This window comes from Planomonospora alba (assembly GCF_039534085.1).
GTDB classification, from domain to species: Bacteria; Actinomycetota; Actinomycetes; order Streptosporangiales; family Streptosporangiaceae; genus Planomonospora_B; species Planomonospora_B alba.
Map to the genome: position 1 here is coordinate 25945 of NZ_BAAAUT010000057.1, position 16739 is coordinate 42683.

At 72.2% G+C, this 16739-nt stretch carries 17 protein-coding genes; 7 read left to right on the forward strand and 10 right to left on the reverse strand.

The window, feature by feature from the left end; translation table 11 throughout:
- Nucleotides 1–7 precede the first annotated feature (7 nt).
- From ABD823_RS27650 to ABD823_RS27670, 5 genes are all read left to right on the forward strand, one after another.
- Nucleotides 8–982, forward strand: a complete 975-nt coding sequence (locus ABD823_RS27650) for a carbohydrate ABC transporter permease (protein WP_344864659.1) — start codon at nt 8–10, stop codon at nt 980–982.
- Entirely contained in the window at nt 979–1935 is a 957-nt protein-coding gene (locus tag ABD823_RS27655) for a carbohydrate ABC transporter permease (RefSeq protein ID WP_344864628.1), read from the forward strand. The genes ABD823_RS27650 and ABD823_RS27655 overlap by 4 nt, the downstream gene beginning before the upstream one ends.
- Nucleotides 1936–2093: 158 nt before the next feature.
- Nucleotides 2094–3089: a LacI family DNA-binding transcriptional regulator gene (locus tag ABD823_RS27660; protein ID WP_344864630.1), complete on the forward strand. Its 996-nt coding sequence runs from the start codon at nt 2094–2096 to the stop codon at nt 3087–3089.
- Between the two features lie 384 nt (nt 3090–3473).
- The gene (locus ABD823_RS27665) at nt 3474–3971 is read left to right on the forward strand and encodes a hypothetical protein (RefSeq protein ID WP_344864631.1); all 498 of its coding nucleotides are present in this window, start codon (nt 3474–3476) and stop codon (nt 3969–3971) included.
- A gap of 388 nt (nt 3972–4359) precedes the next feature.
- Nucleotides 4360–6444 (forward strand): prolyl oligopeptidase family serine peptidase, encoded by a 2085-nt coding sequence (locus ABD823_RS27670; protein ID WP_344864633.1) that lies wholly within the window; start codon nt 4360–4362, stop codon nt 6442–6444.
- A gap of 591 nt (nt 6445–7035) precedes the next feature.
- Here ABD823_RS27670 and ABD823_RS27675 read toward each other — a convergent pair.
- From ABD823_RS27675 to ABD823_RS27685, 3 genes are all read right to left on the reverse strand, one after another.
- Entirely contained in the window at nt 7036–7518 is a 483-nt protein-coding gene (locus ABD823_RS27675; RefSeq protein WP_344864635.1) for a hypothetical protein, read from the reverse strand.
- A gap of 318 nt (nt 7519–7836) precedes the next feature.
- Nucleotides 7837–8418 (reverse strand): general stress protein, encoded by a 582-nt coding sequence (locus ABD823_RS27680; RefSeq protein WP_344864637.1) that lies wholly within the window; start codon nt 8416–8418, stop codon nt 7837–7839.
- Nucleotides 8419–8641: 223 nt separating this feature from the next.
- Nucleotides 8642–10081, reverse strand: a complete 1440-nt coding sequence (locus tag ABD823_RS27685) for a GuaB1 family IMP dehydrogenase-related protein (protein ID WP_344864639.1) — start codon at nt 10079–10081, stop codon at nt 8642–8644.
- 191 nt (nt 10082–10272) lie between these two features.
- Here ABD823_RS27685 and ABD823_RS27690 point away from each other — a divergent pair, with 191 nt between their 5' ends.
- A complete protein-coding gene (locus ABD823_RS27690) occupies nt 10273–10740 on the forward strand; it encodes a GyrI-like domain-containing protein (RefSeq protein ID WP_344864641.1) in 468 nt (155 codons plus the stop codon).
- 148 nt (nt 10741–10888) lie between these two features.
- On the opposite strand, the gene ABD823_RS27695 is transcribed toward ABD823_RS27690, so the two are convergent.
- From ABD823_RS27695 to ABD823_RS27725, 7 genes are all read right to left on the reverse strand, one after another.
- The gene (locus ABD823_RS27695) at nt 10889–11476 is read right to left on the reverse strand and encodes a hypothetical protein (protein ID WP_344864643.1); all 588 of its coding nucleotides are present in this window, start codon (nt 11474–11476) and stop codon (nt 10889–10891) included.
- Entirely contained in the window at nt 11473–11676 is a 204-nt protein-coding gene (locus ABD823_RS27700) for a helix-turn-helix transcriptional regulator (protein ID WP_344864645.1), read from the reverse strand. The genes ABD823_RS27695 and ABD823_RS27700 overlap by 4 nt, the downstream gene beginning before the upstream one ends.
- Nucleotides 11677–11806: 130 nt before the next feature.
- Nucleotides 11807–12400, reverse strand: a complete 594-nt coding sequence (locus ABD823_RS27705; protein WP_344864647.1) for a hypothetical protein — start codon at nt 12398–12400, stop codon at nt 11807–11809.
- Nucleotides 12397–12633 carry a helix-turn-helix transcriptional regulator gene (locus ABD823_RS27710; RefSeq protein ID WP_344864649.1) on the reverse strand — a complete coding sequence of 79 codons (237 nt, stop codon included), beginning with the start codon at nt 12631–12633 and terminating at the stop codon, nt 12397–12399. The genes ABD823_RS27705 and ABD823_RS27710 overlap by 4 nt, the downstream gene beginning before the upstream one ends.
- Nucleotides 12634–12652: 19 nt before the next feature.
- Complete coding sequence (locus tag ABD823_RS27715; RefSeq protein ID WP_344864651.1) at nt 12653–13489, reverse strand: ABC transporter permease; 837 nt, start codon at nt 13487–13489, stop codon at nt 12653–12655.
- Nucleotides 13486–14331 carry an ABC transporter ATP-binding protein gene (locus ABD823_RS27720; protein ID WP_344864653.1) on the reverse strand — a complete coding sequence of 282 codons (846 nt, stop codon included), beginning with the start codon at nt 14329–14331 and terminating at the stop codon, nt 13486–13488. Before ABD823_RS27720 ends, ABD823_RS27715 begins: the two co-directional genes overlap by 4 nt.
- Before the next feature lie 165 nt (nt 14332–14496).
- Nucleotides 14497–15630: a CaiB/BaiF CoA transferase family protein gene (locus ABD823_RS27725; protein ID WP_344864655.1), complete on the reverse strand. Its 1134-nt coding sequence runs from the start codon at nt 15628–15630 to the stop codon at nt 14497–14499.
- Nucleotides 15631–15843: 213 nt separating this feature from the next.
- On the opposite strand from ABD823_RS27725, the gene ABD823_RS27730 reads away from it, so the two are divergent.
- Nucleotides 15844–16739 (forward strand): serine/threonine-protein kinase (locus tag ABD823_RS27730; RefSeq protein ID WP_344864657.1); only part of this gene is annotated, 896 nt, incomplete at its 3' end.

Sequence of the window (16739 nt, forward strand, 5' to 3'; positions counted from 1 at the left end):
GATGAACCTGGACTTCGACTTCGCCGCGGAGCAGCCGAAACTCCTGCAGTTGCTGCTCGGCGTGGTCGCGTTCTGCGCCGTGGTCGCCCTCCTGCTGCTCCTGCTGGACCGCGTGCCGATGCGGCGGCGGCCGTGGCCGGTCGTGACCATCCTGCTCGCCCCGGCGCTCCTGCTGCTCACGATCGGCCTGATCGTGCCGGCGGTGCGCACCACCCTGCTGTCGTTCATGAGCGGTGACGGAGCCTCCTGGGTGGGGCTCGACAACTACATCTGGATGTTCACCCAGCCCGAAGCGGTGACGGTGCTCCGCAACACGCTCATCTGGGTCGCCCTGGTCCCCGTCGTGGTGACCGCGGTCGGCCTGCTCTACGCGGTCCTGGTCGACCGCAGCCGCTTCGAGTCCCTCGCCAAGTCGCTGGTCTTCCTGCCGATGGCCATCTCCTTCGTGGGCGCCGGCATCATCTGGAAGTTCGTCTACGCCTACCGGCCCGAGGAGAGCGACCAGATCGGCCTGCTCAACCAGATCGTGGTGGCCTTCGGCGGCACGCCCCAGCAGTGGCTGCTGGAGCCGCCGCTCAACACGCTCTTCCTCATCGTCGTCATGGTGTGGATCCAGGCCGGGTTCGCCACCGTGGTGCTCTCGGCGGCCATCAAGGGCATCCCCGCCGAGATCGTCGAGGCGGCCAGGCTCGACGGCGCCTCCCCGGTCCAGATGTTCTTCCGGGTGACGCTGCCGAGCATCCGCTCCGCCGTACTCGTGGTGCTGGTCACCCAGTCGATCGGCACGCTCAAGCTGTTCGACATCGTCCGGACCATGACCGGCGGCCAGTTCGACACCAGCGTCATCGCCAACGAGATGTACAACCAGGCGTTCCGGTACGGCGAGACGGGCAAGGGCGCGGCGCTGGCCGTGTTCCTGTTCGTCCTGGTCACCCCCATCGTCGTCTACCAGATCCGCCAGCAGCGGGAGGCCGCCCGATGACCACCGTCTCACCCGCCGTGACGGCGGTACGGTCCGACGCCCGGGGAACCGCCCACCGCGTCAGGAAGCGGCTGAGCGGCAGGGCCGCCAGCGCCGCGGCGATCGTCATCGCGGTGCTGTGGACCACCCCGACCTTCGGCCTGTTCCTGTCCTCGCTGCGGCCGGAGGACCAGATCAAGACCACCGGCTGGTGGACGTTCTTCTCCGACCCGCAGCTCACCCTGGAGAACTACCAGGAGGTGCTGTTCAGCACCTCCTCGTCCTCCGGCCGGATGGCCAGCTTCCTGATCAACTCGATCGTCATCACGATCCCGTCGGTGCTGTTCCCGCTGGCCTTCGCCGCCTTCGCGGCGTACGCGCTGGCCTGGGTGCCGTTCCGCGGGCGCAACTGGGTCTACATCGGCATCTTCGCGCTGCAGGTGGTCCCGCTGCAGATGGCGCTGGTCCCGCTGCTGTCGTTCTTCTCCGAGGGCGTGTCGGTCTTCGGCGCGCAGCTGCTGCCCGCCTGGGAGCTGGAGGGACCCGCCCGCTTCGCGCAGGTGTGGTTCGCGCACACCTGCTTCGCCCTGCCGCTCGGCGTCTTCCTGCTGCACAACTTCATGTCGGAGCTGCCGGGCGAACTGGTCGAGGCGGCCCGGGTCGACGGCGCCACCCACGGCGTCATCTTCCGCAGGCTGATCCTCCCGCTGGTCGCGCCGGCGCTGGCCACCTTCGGCATCTTCCAGTTCCTGTGGGTCTGGAACGACCTGCTGGTGGCGCTGATCTTCGCCGGGGGCACCCCCGACAGCGCCCCGATGACCGTACGGCTGGCGCAGATGGCCGGCACCCGCGGCAACGAGTGGCAGCGCCTGACCGCCGGGGCGTTCGTCTCGCTCGTCGTCCCGCTCATCGTCTTCCTGTCGATGCAGCGGTACTTCGTCCGCGGCCTGCTGGCGGGCAGCGTCAAGGGCTGACCCCGGCCGTGCCGGGCCCCGCGACCGGAACGGGTCGCGGGGCCCGGCGCCGCGCAGCCCCACGGGCCCGCGCGGGCCCCGGCCCGTCCGGCGGCACCCCCGCGGGCCCGGGATGGGCTATCGTCATGCCGATCGCAGCGTCGAGCCGGAGGCCGTGAATGAAGCGCCCCACCCTGGAGGCGGTCGCCGCCCGTGCGGGAGTCTCCCGGGCCACCGTGTCCCGGGTGGTCAACGGGCAGCCGACCGTCGCCCCGGCCATCCGGGAGGCGGTGCTGCGGGCCGTCGAGGAGCTCGGCTACGTGCCCAACGCGGCGGCGCGCACCCTCGTCAACCAGCGCACCGACTCCATCGCCCTGATCGTCTCGGAGTCGCCCACCCGGGTCTTCTCCGACGACCCGATGTTCTCCACGGTCATCCGTACGGCCAGCGCGGAGCTGGAGGAGGCCGACAAGCAGGTCGTGCTGATGCTGGCCGGGTCGGCCCGCAGCCACGCCCGGGTGGAGCGTTACATCGCCGGCGGCCACGTGGACGGGGTGATGCTCATCTCCATGCACGGCGCCGACCCGCTGCCCGCCGCGATCACCCGCATGCGCGTGCCCGTCGTCTCGTACGGCAGGCCCGCCGTCCCGGTGGACCTGCCCTTCGTCGACAACGACAACGTGGGCGGCGCGGAGACGGCCGTACGGCACCTGATCGCGACCGGCCGCCGCCGGATCGCCACCGTTGCCGGCCCCCAGGACATGATCGGCGGGCAGGACCGCCTGGCCGGCTACCGGAACGTCATGCAGGGCTCCGACCGCCGTTCGATCGTGGCGATCGGCGACTTCACCCGCGAGTCCGGGGCGGTGGCGATGCGGCAGCTCCTGGAGGACGACCCCGCGCTCGACGCGGTCTTCGTCGCCAACGACCTGATGGCGATCGGCGCCCTCCAGGCGCTTCGCCAGGCCGGGCGCAGGGTGCCGGACGACGTGGCGGTGGTGGGCTTCGACGACATCGAGGCGGCCCGCTACACCGAGCCGCCCCTGACCACGGTCCGCCAGCCCGTCGTCGAGCAGGCCACCGCGATGGTGCGGCTCCTGCTCGGCCTGTCCTCCGGCGGCTCAGCCGACCCGGTCGTCCTCCCCACCGAACTGGTCGTGCGCGAGTCGGCCTGACCTCGCGCGATCCGTCGTCGGCGGTCCGGAGGACCGGGTTCCTGCGAGAAACGCCACAGCGGTCACGGGCGCGAAGCGCTCATCCTGGCGTATGCGGCCCGTCGGCGAGGATGGCTTATCTCCGTAACCCATGGTAAATCCACCGGGAACATCGAAGTCGCCATGAGGTGAAATGATGGCCCATGTGCAAGAATCGCGTTCGATGACTCCGGTGGATCCGTGAGGCTCAGTGCCCCTGCGGCTCGGAGGATAACCTCGGACTGGTCTTCTGTCTTTCCTGGGTTCACGGTGCGGAGGCCGCTCCGATTGATTCGCCGCATCGGTCCCATACTTCAAGGGATCACGCTGGACCGGTCCACCTGGGACACCTCATATCATCCGCACGTGCACGTGCATGCGCTGACTCGGGATTTCCCGGTGGTTTCGCTCACCTTGAGTCAGGGGCTTAAAACGACGGAGGGGGTGCCGGAGGGGATCCCGGTCGATCTCCATGGAGATGAGTTCAGGGATGCCGCGCATCGTCTGGAGGCTCAGAGTTCGCTTTCCCTTCGAGAAGTTCCGACGTTGGAGCACATCGTCCAGCGGTATCGGGATTACGCTGTGGAAGTCCAGTGCGGACGCCTTCCGAGTGCCGTGTCGGAACTGGAGGACAGCGTTCTTGTTCCAGCCGCGGCCGGGAAGGGTGAACTCGCCAACGAAAGCATCGAGTCGGTGTCAAGGATCGCTTCCGGGTGGTCGAGGGCGGAAGCCCCTCAGGGGTGGGAGAGCACTAAGCGCTGGCTGGCTTGGCTGGCGCGCAGGATGCATGATGCGGAAGGGCTGGCGACCACGGTGGAGGAGCAGATCCTCAAACACGGGTTGTCGAAGGTCCGCGCATCGTGAGTCCATATCGCATCGAGGTGATACCCGCCTCTGACGATGAGGCGCTGGAGTGAGCGTTTCCCTCTCCTGGCGGGCCGATCGGACAGCCCGCGACCTGCTCATCCGGCCGGAGAACACCGTGCCCTCCATCGCCCGGCTGCCCGGCTCAGGCGCTCCACGGGTCTACGAGTACGTTCCTGAACGTGTGACGGGGCGGCCTGCCGTCGAACCGTCGACGGCGCGAGCCGAGTGGGAAGCGGGAAGCTGATTCGGCGGCTCAGGATCTGTCCGGCGACTGGTGTCGCCTTCGTCGACGGCACCCGGCATGGCGGTCAGTCGAGCCCGGCGGAGGGACGCGTGATCCAATGTCCGACAAGTCGCTGGATCTCCCACATGTGATCATCCACATATGAGCGACATCACCGAACCCCCGATCGCCCGGGTGGACGTCGTGCGCGATACCCTCCACGGCATCACGCTCGAGGACCCCTACCGGTGGATGGAAACCGAAGGCGGGGAGTTCCAGCACTGGCTGGACGGCCAGGCCAGGCACGCCCGCGAGCACCTGGACGCCCTGCCGCACCGCGCCGGCCTGCTGACCCGGATCCGCGAGCTGGGCGGTGCGCTCACGCGCTACTTCGGCCTCGCGATGGCAGCCGACAAGGTCTTCGCCCTGGTACGCGAGCCGGACGCCCGCGTGCCGGTGCTGACGGTGACCGAGGCCGGCGGAGCGAGCAGGGTCCTGTTCGACCCCGGCACGGTGCCCGGCGGCGGGCACCGCGCCATCGACTGGTACGTGCCCTCCCCCGACGGCCGCCACGTCGCCTGCGCCGTCTCCGCCTCCGGGTCGGAGGACGGCTCCATCCACGTGATCGACGCCGACTCCGGAGCCCTGCGGGAGACGATCCCGCCCGCGACGCGTTTCGCCTTCCTGAGCTGGCTGGAAGACAGCCGGTCGTTCGTCTACCACCGCTACGCAGAGCAGCACCGCTTGGACAGCCGCTCCCTCCTGCACCACCTGGGCGCCGACCCGGCGCGGGACACGGCGGTGCTGGCCCGCGGCCTCAACCCCCACATCGAGCTGACCCCGCGCGACCGGCCCTTCCTGGTGGTGCCGCCACACGGCGAGTGGATGCTGGCGATCGTCTCCCACGGCGCGCTCAGCCCCTGGCCCTGGACCAGCGAGCAGCTGAGCGACTGCACGATATACGTGGCGCCGCGCGCCGGGCTGGCCGACCCGGCCACCTGCCCGTGGCGGAAGGTCGCGGGCGCAGCCGACGGCGTGACCGCCTTCGCCACCAGCCACGACACCCTCTACCTGGTCTCCCACCGGGACGCGCCGCGCTCCCGCGTGCTGGCCGTTCCGCTTGCCGCACCCGATCTGTCCCGAGCCCGGGTGGTCGTGCCCGCGGGTGAGCGGGTGGTGGAGTCGGTGCGGGTGGTGGGCGACCGGCTGCTGGTGCGCGATCTCGACGGGGGAGTCAGCCGGATGCGGCACGTGCCCCCGTCCGGCGGCGAGGTGGCCGACCTCCCGATGCCGGTGGACGGCGCCATCCTGGAGTGGACCACCCACCCGGCGCGGCCCGAAGCCCTGCTCCTGGTGGCCGGCTGGACCGACGCGCCACGGCTGCATCGCTACGACGGCCACTGTCTCCAGGACACCGGGCTGGCGCCCCGCTCACCGGTGGACTTCGGCGACGTGCACGCCCGCACCCTGCACGCGCCCGCGCAGGACGGAACGCTGATCCCGCTCACCGTCATCCACCACAAGGATCTGGAGCTGGACGGCGACAACCCGGCCGTGCTCACCGGCTACGGCTCCCACGGGTTCATCGACCTGCCGGAGTTCCGTCCCGAGATGCTCGCCTGGTACGAGCGCGGCGGCGTCTACGCCGTCGCGCACCTGCGCGGCGGCGGCACCTACGGCCGCGCATGGCACGAGGCCGGGCGCGGCGAGCGCAAGGAGGCCACCATCACGGACTTCATCGACTGCGCCGAGCATCTCATCGCCCTCGGCTACACCCGCCCGGGGCGGCTGGCCGCCGAGGGCGCCAGCGCCGGCGGCATCCCCACCGGCGGCGCGCTGGTGCGCCGCCCCGATCTGTGGGCGGCCATGGCGATGCACGTGCCGACGGTGAACGCCACGCGCAACGAGTTCACCGAGAGCGGGCCGGTCAACGTGCCCGAGTTCGGCAGCGTCACCACCGAGGAGGGCCTGCGCGCCCTGCTGATCATCGACGCCTACCTGCGGGTTCGCGACGGAGTGCCGTACCCGGCGGTGCTGCTGACCACCGGCCTGCGCGACGCGCGGGTGCCGCCGTGGCAGCCGGCGAAGCTGGCCGCCCGTCTGCAGGCGGCCACAGCCTCCGGCCGGCCGGTGCTGCTGCGTGTCGAGGAGCACGGCGGCCACGGCACCGGTTCGACCCGAGACCAGGAGCAGGCACTGCTCGCCGATGTGCTGGCCTTCATCCTGCACGCGTCCGACGGGTCATGATGACGACAGACATGCCGGGTACGGCACGCGCCCGCCCCCTCAGCCACGTCGCGGCCCGGTCGATCCCGCCCGCGTGTGACGCTCGGCTTCCATCCGACGGCCCGGTGGGCGAGCCGGCGATCCTCGACAGGCAAAGGCGGCGTCTACCTCGCCCAGTTCGTCACCGGGACCAGCAGCACGGTAAGGCAGCAACGAGGCTCCCGGTCGGGGCGTCGGATCCCGGCCGACTGCTGTCTCACCGGGGCCTCATCCCACCTCGGCCCAGCCTTCTTGCGCCTGCGCTGACCAGCGCCGTCAGGTTGGAAGGGGCTCCTGGTCCAGTAGGAGTGAGGCGCACGAGTGCCGGAGGTCGTGGAAGCGGATCGCTCGGAACGCCGATGCACCAGCCGGGCGGTGCGATGTGCTTCCTGGGCGCGTCCTCGGTAGAGGTGAGGAGCGGAAGCCGCCTGGGATGTCCTCACAGGGTCGGCCGATCGTTCTGGGAAGGCCGACGCCGATGACGGCTCCTCGGTGGTGAAGGGCAGGCCGCCTCCGTGCTCGTGACGGAAGGGTCCCGACGGCCTGCCGATCGTCCCGGAACGGTCCGGCCGGTTACCGGATCAGTCCCGCGACCAGGTTGCGCAGCTCCATGTGACCGGCCTTGAGCTCGGCCACGTCGCCCTCGACGCGCTTCATCGAGAGCTCGAGGTTGCCGACGGAGCGCTTGACGGTGCCGAGGTCCTCGCGGATTTCGGACACCTCGGTGCGGAGGCCGGAGATCTCGGCGTGCATCTCCGCGCGGAGTTCGGCGATCTCGGTCTTCACCTCCGCGCGGAGTTCGGCGATCTCGGTCTTCACCTCCGTGCGGAGGTCGGTCATCTCCGTGCGGAGGTCGGTCATCTCCGTGCGGAGGTCGGTCATCTCCGTGCGGATCTCGGACACGTCGGTGCGGAGACCGGACACCTCCGTGCGGAGGTCCTTGAGGACCTCGAAGATCGCGGCGGTGGTCGCCCGGTGCTCGTGGGCCTCCACCCGCAGTTCGGCGACCCCGAGCTCCAGGGCGCGTATGCGTACTTCTGATGTCGCGTCGGACACGACAGCTCCTCGTCGTTGTCGTAAGGCAGGGGACACCGCCGTGACAGTGGAGGGAACCGGGGGGCGGTGGGAGAAGACTACGCACCGCGCGAGCATGATCGCTACACGTGACCTCGGCCGGGGTGGCGGAAGCCGTACCGGGTGGGAAAAAGAACCACCCGCCGCCTGCGGGCAGGCGACGGGTGGGTGGTCTGCGGACCGCTGCGGGGGCGCGGGAGAGCCGGCGTGAGGCCGCCGGAACCCGGCGTGGGACCGCGGGAACCCTCCGGGAGCGGTCGTCGTCCGGGGGTGCCGCAGGAGATCGGGTGCCGGAGGCGGTCACCGCTCGGGGCGCCGCTGCTCCGGGGCGATCGGGCGCTGCGCGCCCGGGTCGTACACGCCCGCCGAGGGCGGCGGGTCGACGACCACGGTGTCGGCCGGGCGCGCGACGCCGTCCAGGACGGCGCGGGCGTGGTCGGCGTGCGAGGCGGCCACCAGCACGTCGTAGCGGCCCGCGACGATGGAGCTGCGCGAGGAGAAGTCGCGCTTGCCGCGCGTGTAGTAGTGGTTGAGGAACCCGAACGCGGCGCCCATGACGGCGCCCCACAGGCCCGCCCAGAGCACCAGCATGAAGAACGAGAGCGTCGTCGAGGTGAACAGGCCGAGGAAGGCCCCCACCAGGAGGCCGAAGAACAGGCCGTTGCCCGCGCCGAGGAGCGCGGCCCGCCCGTTGGTCATCCGGCCGGTGATGGTCTCCTCCAGCCGCAGGTCGCTGCCGACGATCGCGACGTGCTCCACGGGGAACCCGGCGTCCGAGAGCGCGTCCACGGTCCGCTGCGCGGCCTCGTAGTTGTCGTAGCCGACCAGCGTCCGGCGGTCGACGACGACCGGCGATCCGACGCCCGTGTGCAACTGTGTCATGTCCTGCCGCCTTTCCGAGTCGGTGTGGCTCGAAGTGCGGCTACCCATGACGGGCGGGACGATGCGCGCCCGCCCGGATCTCCTGCGGCCCCGCGCCCGCGCCGGTCTCCGAGGACGCGCATCCGTGCATCCGTACCGGTCCCCGGAGAGGCGCGCCCGCGCCGGTTCCCCAGGACGCGCGCCCGCGCCGGTCCTCAAGGACCGGCGCGGCGCGGGCCGGACGTCACCAGCTCTGGTGGAGCGGCATGCCCTCGCTGTAGCCGGACGAGCCCTGCACGCCGACCACCGCGCGCTCGTGGAACTCCTCCAGGGTGGTCGCCCCGGCGTAGGTGCAGGAGGAGCGCAGGCCCGCCACGATGGCGTCGATCTGGTCCTCGACGCCGGGCCGGTGCGGGTCGAGGTACATCCGGGAGGTGGAGATGCCCTCCTCGAACAGCTCCTTGCGGGCCCGGTCGAAGGGGGAGTCCTCGGCGGTGCGGAGTTTGACGGCGCGGGCCGAGGCCATGCCGTAGTTCTCCTTGTATCGGCGGCCGTCGGCGCCGGTGCGGACGTCTCCCGGGGACTCGTAGGTGCCCGCGAACCAGGAGCCGATCATCACGTTGGACGCCCCGGCGGCCAGCGCCAGCGCGACGTCCCGCGGGTGGCGGACGCCGCCGTCGGCCCAGACGTGGCGGCCGAGGCGGCGGGCCTCGGCGGCGCACTCCAGGACGGCGGAGAACTGCGGGCGGCCGACGCCGGTCATCATCCGGGTGGTGCACATGGCGCCCGGCCCGACGCCGACCTTGACGATGTCCGCGCCGGCCTCGACCAGGTCGCGCACGCCGGCGGCGGTCACGACGTTGCCCGCGGCGACCGGCACGCTCGGGCCGAGCGCGCGGACCGCCCGGAGCGCGTTGATCATCTTCTCCTGGTGGCCGTGCGCGGTGTCCACGACCAGGCAGTCGATCCCGGCCTCGAGCAGCTCCGCGGCCTTGGCCGCCACGTCCCCGTTGATGCCGACGGCGGCGGCGATCCGCAGCCGCCCGGCGGCGTCGAGGGCGGGCCGGTAGAGGGTGGCCCGCAGCGCGCCGGTCCGGGTCAGGATGCCCACCAGGCGCCCGTCGCCGTCGACGACCGGGGCGAGCCGGTGGCGTCCGTCGTGCAGCCGGTCGAACGCCTCGCGCGGGTCGAGCCCGGCGGGCAGGGCGAGCAGGTGGTCGGACATGACCTGGTCCAGTTGGGTGTACATGTCCACGCCGTGGCAGTCGGCCTCGGTGACCACGCCGATCGGGCGCCCGTCCCCGTCGACGACGATGACCGCGCCGTGGGCCCGCTTGGGCAGCAGGGTGAGCGCCTTGCCGACGGTGTCGTGCGGGCTCAGCGTGAGCGGGGTGTCGTGGACCAGGTCGCGTTTCTTGACCCAGGCGACGACGTCGGCGACCACGTCGATCGGGATGTCCTGGGGGATCACCGCGATGCCGCCGCGCCGGGCGACGGTCTCGGCCATGCGGCGTCCGGCGACCGCCGTCATGTTGGCGACCACGACGGGGATCGTGGTGCCGGTGCCGTCGGAGGTGGACAGGTCGACGTCGAGCCGGGAGCCGACCGAGGAGCGCGACGGGACCATGAACACGTCGCTGTAGGTCAGGTCGTGGGCCGGGGCCATGTCGTTGAGGAACTTCACTGAGTCCAGCTTAATCGACGGGGGCACGGTGTTCCCTCCCCGCTCCCGCGCGGGCCGCGGCGTCAGCGCCCGGCCGCGCGGTTCGGAGCGGAGTCCTTTCCCGCTCCCATGCGGGCCATGGGGGTCGATGGTCGGTGGCGGCCACTAAGATCCGGTTTGCGTGTTTGTCGGGGTGGCCGTGAGGAGGAGCTGTGAACATCGTTGACCGGCCGGAGGTCCTGGTCGTCGGCTACGCCGTGCGGACGTGCAACGCCGACGAGATGGACCCGGCGCGGGCGAAGCTGCCGGCGCTGTGGCAGCGGGCGGGTGTGCCGGGGGCCTTCGCGCACGTCCCGGGGCGGGTCGACGAGAGCCTGTACGCGGTGCTGACCGACTACGAGAGCGACCACCACGGGTTCTACACCCAGGTCGTCGGGGTGGCCGTGCGCACCGCCGCCGCGCTGCCCGAGGGCATGGTCGCCGTCCGGGTGCCCGCCGTCCCGGCGCTGAGACTGGAGGCCCGGGGGAGCATGCCGGGCGCGCTGGTGGAGTGCTGGCAGCGGATGTGGAAGCACACCGAGTCCGGCGGAACCCCGCCCCGGGCCTTCAGCACCGACCTGGAGATCCACCACCCCGAGGGCGTGGACCTCTACGTGGCGGTCTTCCCGCCGATGCGCTGACCGGCGCACCGGCCGGAGGGCCGGTCGGGCCCACCGGCTCGCCGGCCGGAGCGCTCCGGCCGATGGGCCCGACGACCGGAGCGTGCCCGCCGACCGGGGCGCCGCGGCCGTCCCGCCGCGCGGCGGGACGGCCGTGAAGGGCGCGGGGTCAGTCCTCGTCGTCGGGGAGCGGGTCGGGCACCCGCCAGCCGGCGATGAGGTGCGGCAGGGCCAGGTGGGTCAGCAGGAGGGCGACCGCCAGGAGGATGAGCGCGGCGGCCGGGGCGGCGACGACCTGTGCCGACCTCGTCGGGATGCCCAGCATGATCCCGGTCGCGATGATCACCCACATGGTGCCCCGGTGGGCCAGGGCGTAGACCTTGTCCCGCTCGGCCCGCTGGCGTTCGTCCAGGAGCGCGCCTCCGAGGTTGATCATTCCCTGGGTGGCCGCGGAGAGCACGAACATGACCGGCGCGTAGACCGCGACGCCGACGCCCGCCAGGGCGAACGTGGTCCACATGGCGAGGTCGCTGGGGGCGAGGAGCCAGCAGACGACCGCGGCGATCCAGAACAGTGACATCGCGGCGGCGCCCACACCGACCAGCGCCCGGCGCGCCCGGCGGTGCCGGAACCGGGAGGACCGGTACCAGCGCTCGGCCTCCTCCATCCGGCGGCGTTCCCGCTCGACCCGCTGCCGCTCCCGCTCGGCCTTCCGCCGCTCGCTCTCCGTCGTCTCCATCACGTACGCCTCCGTCATTTCGTCTCACTCCACAGCCGCGGGAACGGTTTCAACGAGAACACCGCTTCCAGCGGGACCTCGAAGTACTCGGCGATGCGCAGGGCGAGGTGCAGGCTCGGGCCGTACTCGCCCCGCTCCAGGTAGCCGATCGTCTGGTAGTGCACCCCGAGCGCGGCCACGGGCTCCTTGCGCGAGATGCCGCGCTCGGCCCGCAGCATCGGGATGCGGTCGTGGACCTCTTCCGTGCTCGTGGCGGCGCCCTCCCGCAGGTCGGACCGAGTCCGGCGGAATCCCGCCCCGGGCCCTCAGCACCGACCTGGAGATCCACCACCCCGAGGGCGTGGGCCTCTATGTGGCGGTCTTCCCGCCGACGCGCTGAGCCGCACCGGGCACCGTCCGGGAGTCCTCGTCTTCGTCGTCCGGCGGCGGGTCGGGCAGCCGCCAGGCCGAGATGAGCAGCGGCGCCATCATGTTCGTCATGAAAAGCGCGATCAGCGTCATGAGGGCGGCGGAGGCCGGCACGTCGATCTCGTCAGGGACGAGAACACCGGCGGTGAGCAGCGCGACGGCGAGCGAGGCCAGCACGCCGTGCATCACGCGGTGGGCCAGGGCGGTGGCGCGGAGCCGCTCGGCCACCTGCCGTTCGTCCAGCTGCTTCTCGGCCAGCGCGGTGACGCCCCGGGTGGCGACGTTGAGCAGCGAGATGGTCGGCAGGGCCAGCACCGTCGAGATCCCGAGCAGGGCGAAGAACGGCCACGGCGTGTCGTCCCGCTCCGCGGTCCAGGCCGGGACCACGTCCACCCACAGGAGCGCCACGGCGACGGCGCCGAGCGCGGCGAGCCTGCGGCGCCGGGCCCGCGTGGCGTACCAGCCCGGCAGGATGTCCATCTGCACGGCCTCGGCCTGGCTGATCCGCCAGGAGGGCCTGCGGTCGTCCGTCACTTCGTCTCACTCCCCAGCCGCGGGAACGGCTTCAACGAGAACACCACTTCCAGCGGGACCTCGAAGTACTCGGCGATGCGCAGGGCGAGGTACAGGCTCGGGCTGTACTCGCCCCGCTCCAGGTAGCCGATCGTCTGGTAGTGCACCCCGAGCGCGGCCGCGAGCTCCTTGCGCGAGATGCCGCGCTCGGCCCGCAGCATCGGGATGCGGTTGTGGACCTCTTCCGTGCTCATGGCGGCGCCCTCCCGCGGGTCAGGAGGTCTGCGCGGCGAGCTGCCGCTCGGCCAGCCGCGAGCCCGACTCCCGCCGGGTCACCCGGCGGATCAGCACGGGTGCGAGCAGCATGCCGGCCACCGCCCAGGCCGCCAGCACCGCCGCCGCGTACGGCAGGCGCCAGCTCCCGCCGATCTCCGCGGCGAGCATCGTGTCGGGCAGGAAGGCCGCGCGCAGGCCGAGCCCCTGCCAGTAGAGCGGGAACGCCTGGGCGATCCACTGGACCACCTCGGGCATGACGGTCACCGGGAACATGACCCCGGAGGTGACCATCAGGCCCATCATCGGCAGGGCCAGGACCGTGCCCGCGGTCTTCGGGTTCGGCAGCAGGCAGCCGATCGCGGCGCCCAGCGGGACGACGGCGACCGTGCCCAGCAGCAGGACCCACAGCAGCGTCGGCCAGTCGTGCGGCAGCGGGGTGCCGCCCACGAGCACGCCGGTGGCCACGATCAGGACGCTCTGCACGGCGATCTGGCAGAGCAGGGTGACGGCCCGGCCGACGAGGTAGGCGGTGATCCCTCCGGGGACGGTCCGCAGCCGCAGCAGGGTCCCCTCCTCCCGGTCGGTGGCCAGCGCCATCGGCAGTGTCAGCAGCGCGTTGGAGAAGACGGTGAAGGCCAGGAACCCGACCGTCATGAACATGCCGAGCGAGACGCCCGTCTCCTCCACCTTCCCGTCGCCGATCCACAGCAGCAGCAGCGCGAACATCCCCACCGTGCCGACCAGGTTGGTGATCAGCTCCCTGCGGTCGCGCAGCAGCTGCGCGTGCTCCGCCCAGCCCCGCTTGATCCCGATGCGCAGCGCCTTCGCGTTCATGCCGCCCTCCCGATCAGCTCCAGGTAGCTCTCCTCCAGCGACGGCCGCCGGATCTCCAGTCCGGGTACCGGCCCGTCGAACCGCTTGTGCAGGTCCCACGCGGCCCGCGAAGGGTCGTCCGTGGCCAGGACCTGCTCGCGCCCGTCCTCCTGCCAACGCACCTGCGAGGGCGCCTGCACGGCCTGCGCCAGCTCCGCGGGGGTCCCGCAGACGGCGATCCGCCCGCCGACCAGGATCGCGGTCCGGTGCGCCAGCTTCTCGGCCTCGACCAGGTCGTGGGTGGTCAGCAGCACCGTCATGCCGTCCTCGGCGGCGAGCCGGGTGAGCAGCCGGTGGAACTCCTGGCGCGCCTCCGGATCGAAGCCGGTGGTCGGCTCGTCCAGGAAGAGCAGCTCGGGCCGGCCCACGATGCCCAGCGCCACGTCCAGCCGGCGGCGCTGGCCACCGGAGAGGCGGCCCACCTGCTGCCCGGCCTGCCCGGCCAGGCCGACGGCGGTCAGCAGCTCGTCCGGGTCGCGCGGGTCGTCGTAGAACTCGCCGAGGTGGACGAGGAGCTCCCGCACGCCCCACTTGTTGTGGTCGCGCCAGTTCTGCAGGACGATCCCCAGCTTGGCCCGCCAGGCGTCGCCGCCCTTCTCCGGGTCGGTGCCGAGGACGCCGACCTCGCCGGCCGACCGCTTCCTGAACCCCTCCAGGATCTCGATCGTGGTGGTCTTGCCCGCCCCGTTGGGACCGAGCAGGGTGAAGATCTCCCCGCGCCGGATCTCCAGCTCCACCCCTCGCAACACCTCGGCCGCGCCGTACGACATCCGCAGCCCGCGCACGCTTACCGCAGTACTCATGCGGATGAATGTAGTAGATGTACTACATCTCAATCAAGTCCTACGACGAAGGGCGGCACACCTGTGCTCAGGTGTGCCGCCCTCGTTCCGAAGACGTCCAGGGGGCGCTCGGGGCGCGCCGGGCAGGAGCGGCCGCTGCTCCCGGCGGAGGAGCCGGCGGGCCGCTCAGGCCAGCACCCCGGCCTCGCGCAGCTTCGCGGCGGTCTCGTCCGGCAGGCCCCAGGAGGACAGGTCCGCCAGCCGGGTGGCGGGGGAGAGGTCCTGCTCGGGCACGCCCAGCAGCCGGGGCGCCGGGGCGGGCTGCCGCACTCCGCCGACCTCGACGAACGTGCCGCGCGCCCGGTTGTGCGGGTGCTCGGGGGCCTCGGACATCTCCAGCACGGGGGACACGCACGCGTCCGTGCCGTCGAAGACCGCCTCCCACTCAGCGCGGGTCCGAGACCGGAACGCCTCGGCCAGCCGCTCACGCAGGACCGGCCAGTTGGCCCGGTCCTCGCGGTCGGGCAGGTCGGTCAGGCCCATGAGCGCGACCAGCTGCGCCCAGAACTGCGGCTCCAGCGCGCCCACCGCCAGGTACTTGCCGTCGGCCGTCTCGTAGGTGTCGTACACGGGCGAGCCGGTGTCGAGCAGGTTGGTGCCGCGCGGGCCCCAGAAGCCGGACTGTACGCCGTGGTAGAACATCGCGAACAGCGTCGCCGCCCCGTCGACCATGGCGGCGTCGATCACCCGGCCCCGCCCGGTCCGCTCCCGCTCGATCAGGGCGAGCAGCACGCCGTAGGCCAGCATCAGGCCGCCGCCCGCGAAGTCGCCGAGGATGTTGATCGGCGGCGTGGGCTTGTCGCCCGCGCGGCCGAGCATCGACAGGACGCCGGAGACCGCGATGTAGTCGATGTCGTGCCCGGCGGTCGGAGCCAGCGGGCCGTCCTGGCCCCAGCCGGTCATCCGCCCGTAGACCAGGCGCGGGTTGACGGCGTGCAGGTCGTCCGGGCCGATGCCCAGGCGCTCGGCGACCCCGGGGCGGAAGACCTCGATGACGACGTCCGCGTGCGCGGCGAGCCCCTTGAACGCGGCGATCCCGTCGGGGGACTTCAGGTCCAGGCCGATCGTGCGCTTGCCCCGGTCCATCACGTCGCGGCGGGGCCCGTCCCCGGCGGCGGCCACGGCCGAGACCCGGTCGATCCGCAGCACCTCGGCGCCGTGGTCGGCCAGCATCATCCCGGCGAACGGGCCCGGAGCCAGACCGGCCAGTTCCAGTACGCGGACTCCGGCCAGCGGGCCCTGCCTGCTCATCTGCTCCATCGGCGTCTCCTCGGGTGCGTCCCCGGAACGCGGCCGGATCCGGCGCCGCCGAGCGGCTGCCCGGCCGGCCGCGGTTCTCCTCCGGGCAAGTAGAACAACATTCGGATCCTCGTGGCAAGACGCCCCACCCGGCGACCGGCACCTGTGGGAAACTTGCCGCCGTCGGTTTGGCAACGGGGAGATTTCGTAATGGCATATCCGCACGGGGAACGGATGATCGCCGGACGTTACAGGCTGGTGCGCGAGCTCGGCCGGGGCGGCATGGGCGTGGTGTGGGAGGGGCACGACACGGTCCTCGACCGCCCGGTCGCGGTCAAGGAGGTGCTGCTCCCGCCCCACCTGCCGCCGACGGAGCAGGAGCGCCAGCTGGCCCGGACCTCGCGCGAGGCCAGGACCGCCGCCCGGCTCAACCACCACGGCATCGTGGCGGTCTACGACGTGGCCGAGGAGGACGGCCGCCCCTGGATCATCATGGAGCTGGTGCGGGCCCGCGGGCTGGACGAGGTCGGCGTGCTGCCGGTGCGCCAGGTCGCCGCCATCGGCCGCCAGGTGCTGGCGGCGCTGCAGGCCGCCCACCGGGCCGGGATCATGCACCGCGACGTCAAGCCGAGCAACATCCTGCTCGCCCCGGACGGCCGGGCCGTGCTCACCGACTTCGGCATCGCCACCGTGGAGGGCGACGCCTCCCTCACCCAGACCGGCATGGTCACCGGCTCGCCCAGCTTCCTGCCGCCCGAGCGCGCCGTGGGCGGGGAGGCCGGCCCGTGGTCCGACCTGTGGTCGCTCGGCGCCACGCTGTACGCCATGCTGACGGACGGGCGGGGGCCGTTCGAGCGCCGCGACGCGATGGCCACGCTCGGGGCGCTCCTGAGCGAGGAGGTCGACCTCGGCCGGGTGCACCCCGCGATGCGGGAGGTCCTCGCCGGGCTGCTCCGGCGCGATCCCGCGCATCGCCTCACCGCCGAGCAGGCGGACGTCCTGCTGGCCGGGGTGAGCGGTGAGGCGCCCGCGCCGGCGCGCCGTACCGCGGAGGGCCGTCCCGGGCCGGCCGCGGGACACCGGGCGGAGCCGGGCACCCGCCCCGCACGGACCGCGGGCCCCCCCGGGGC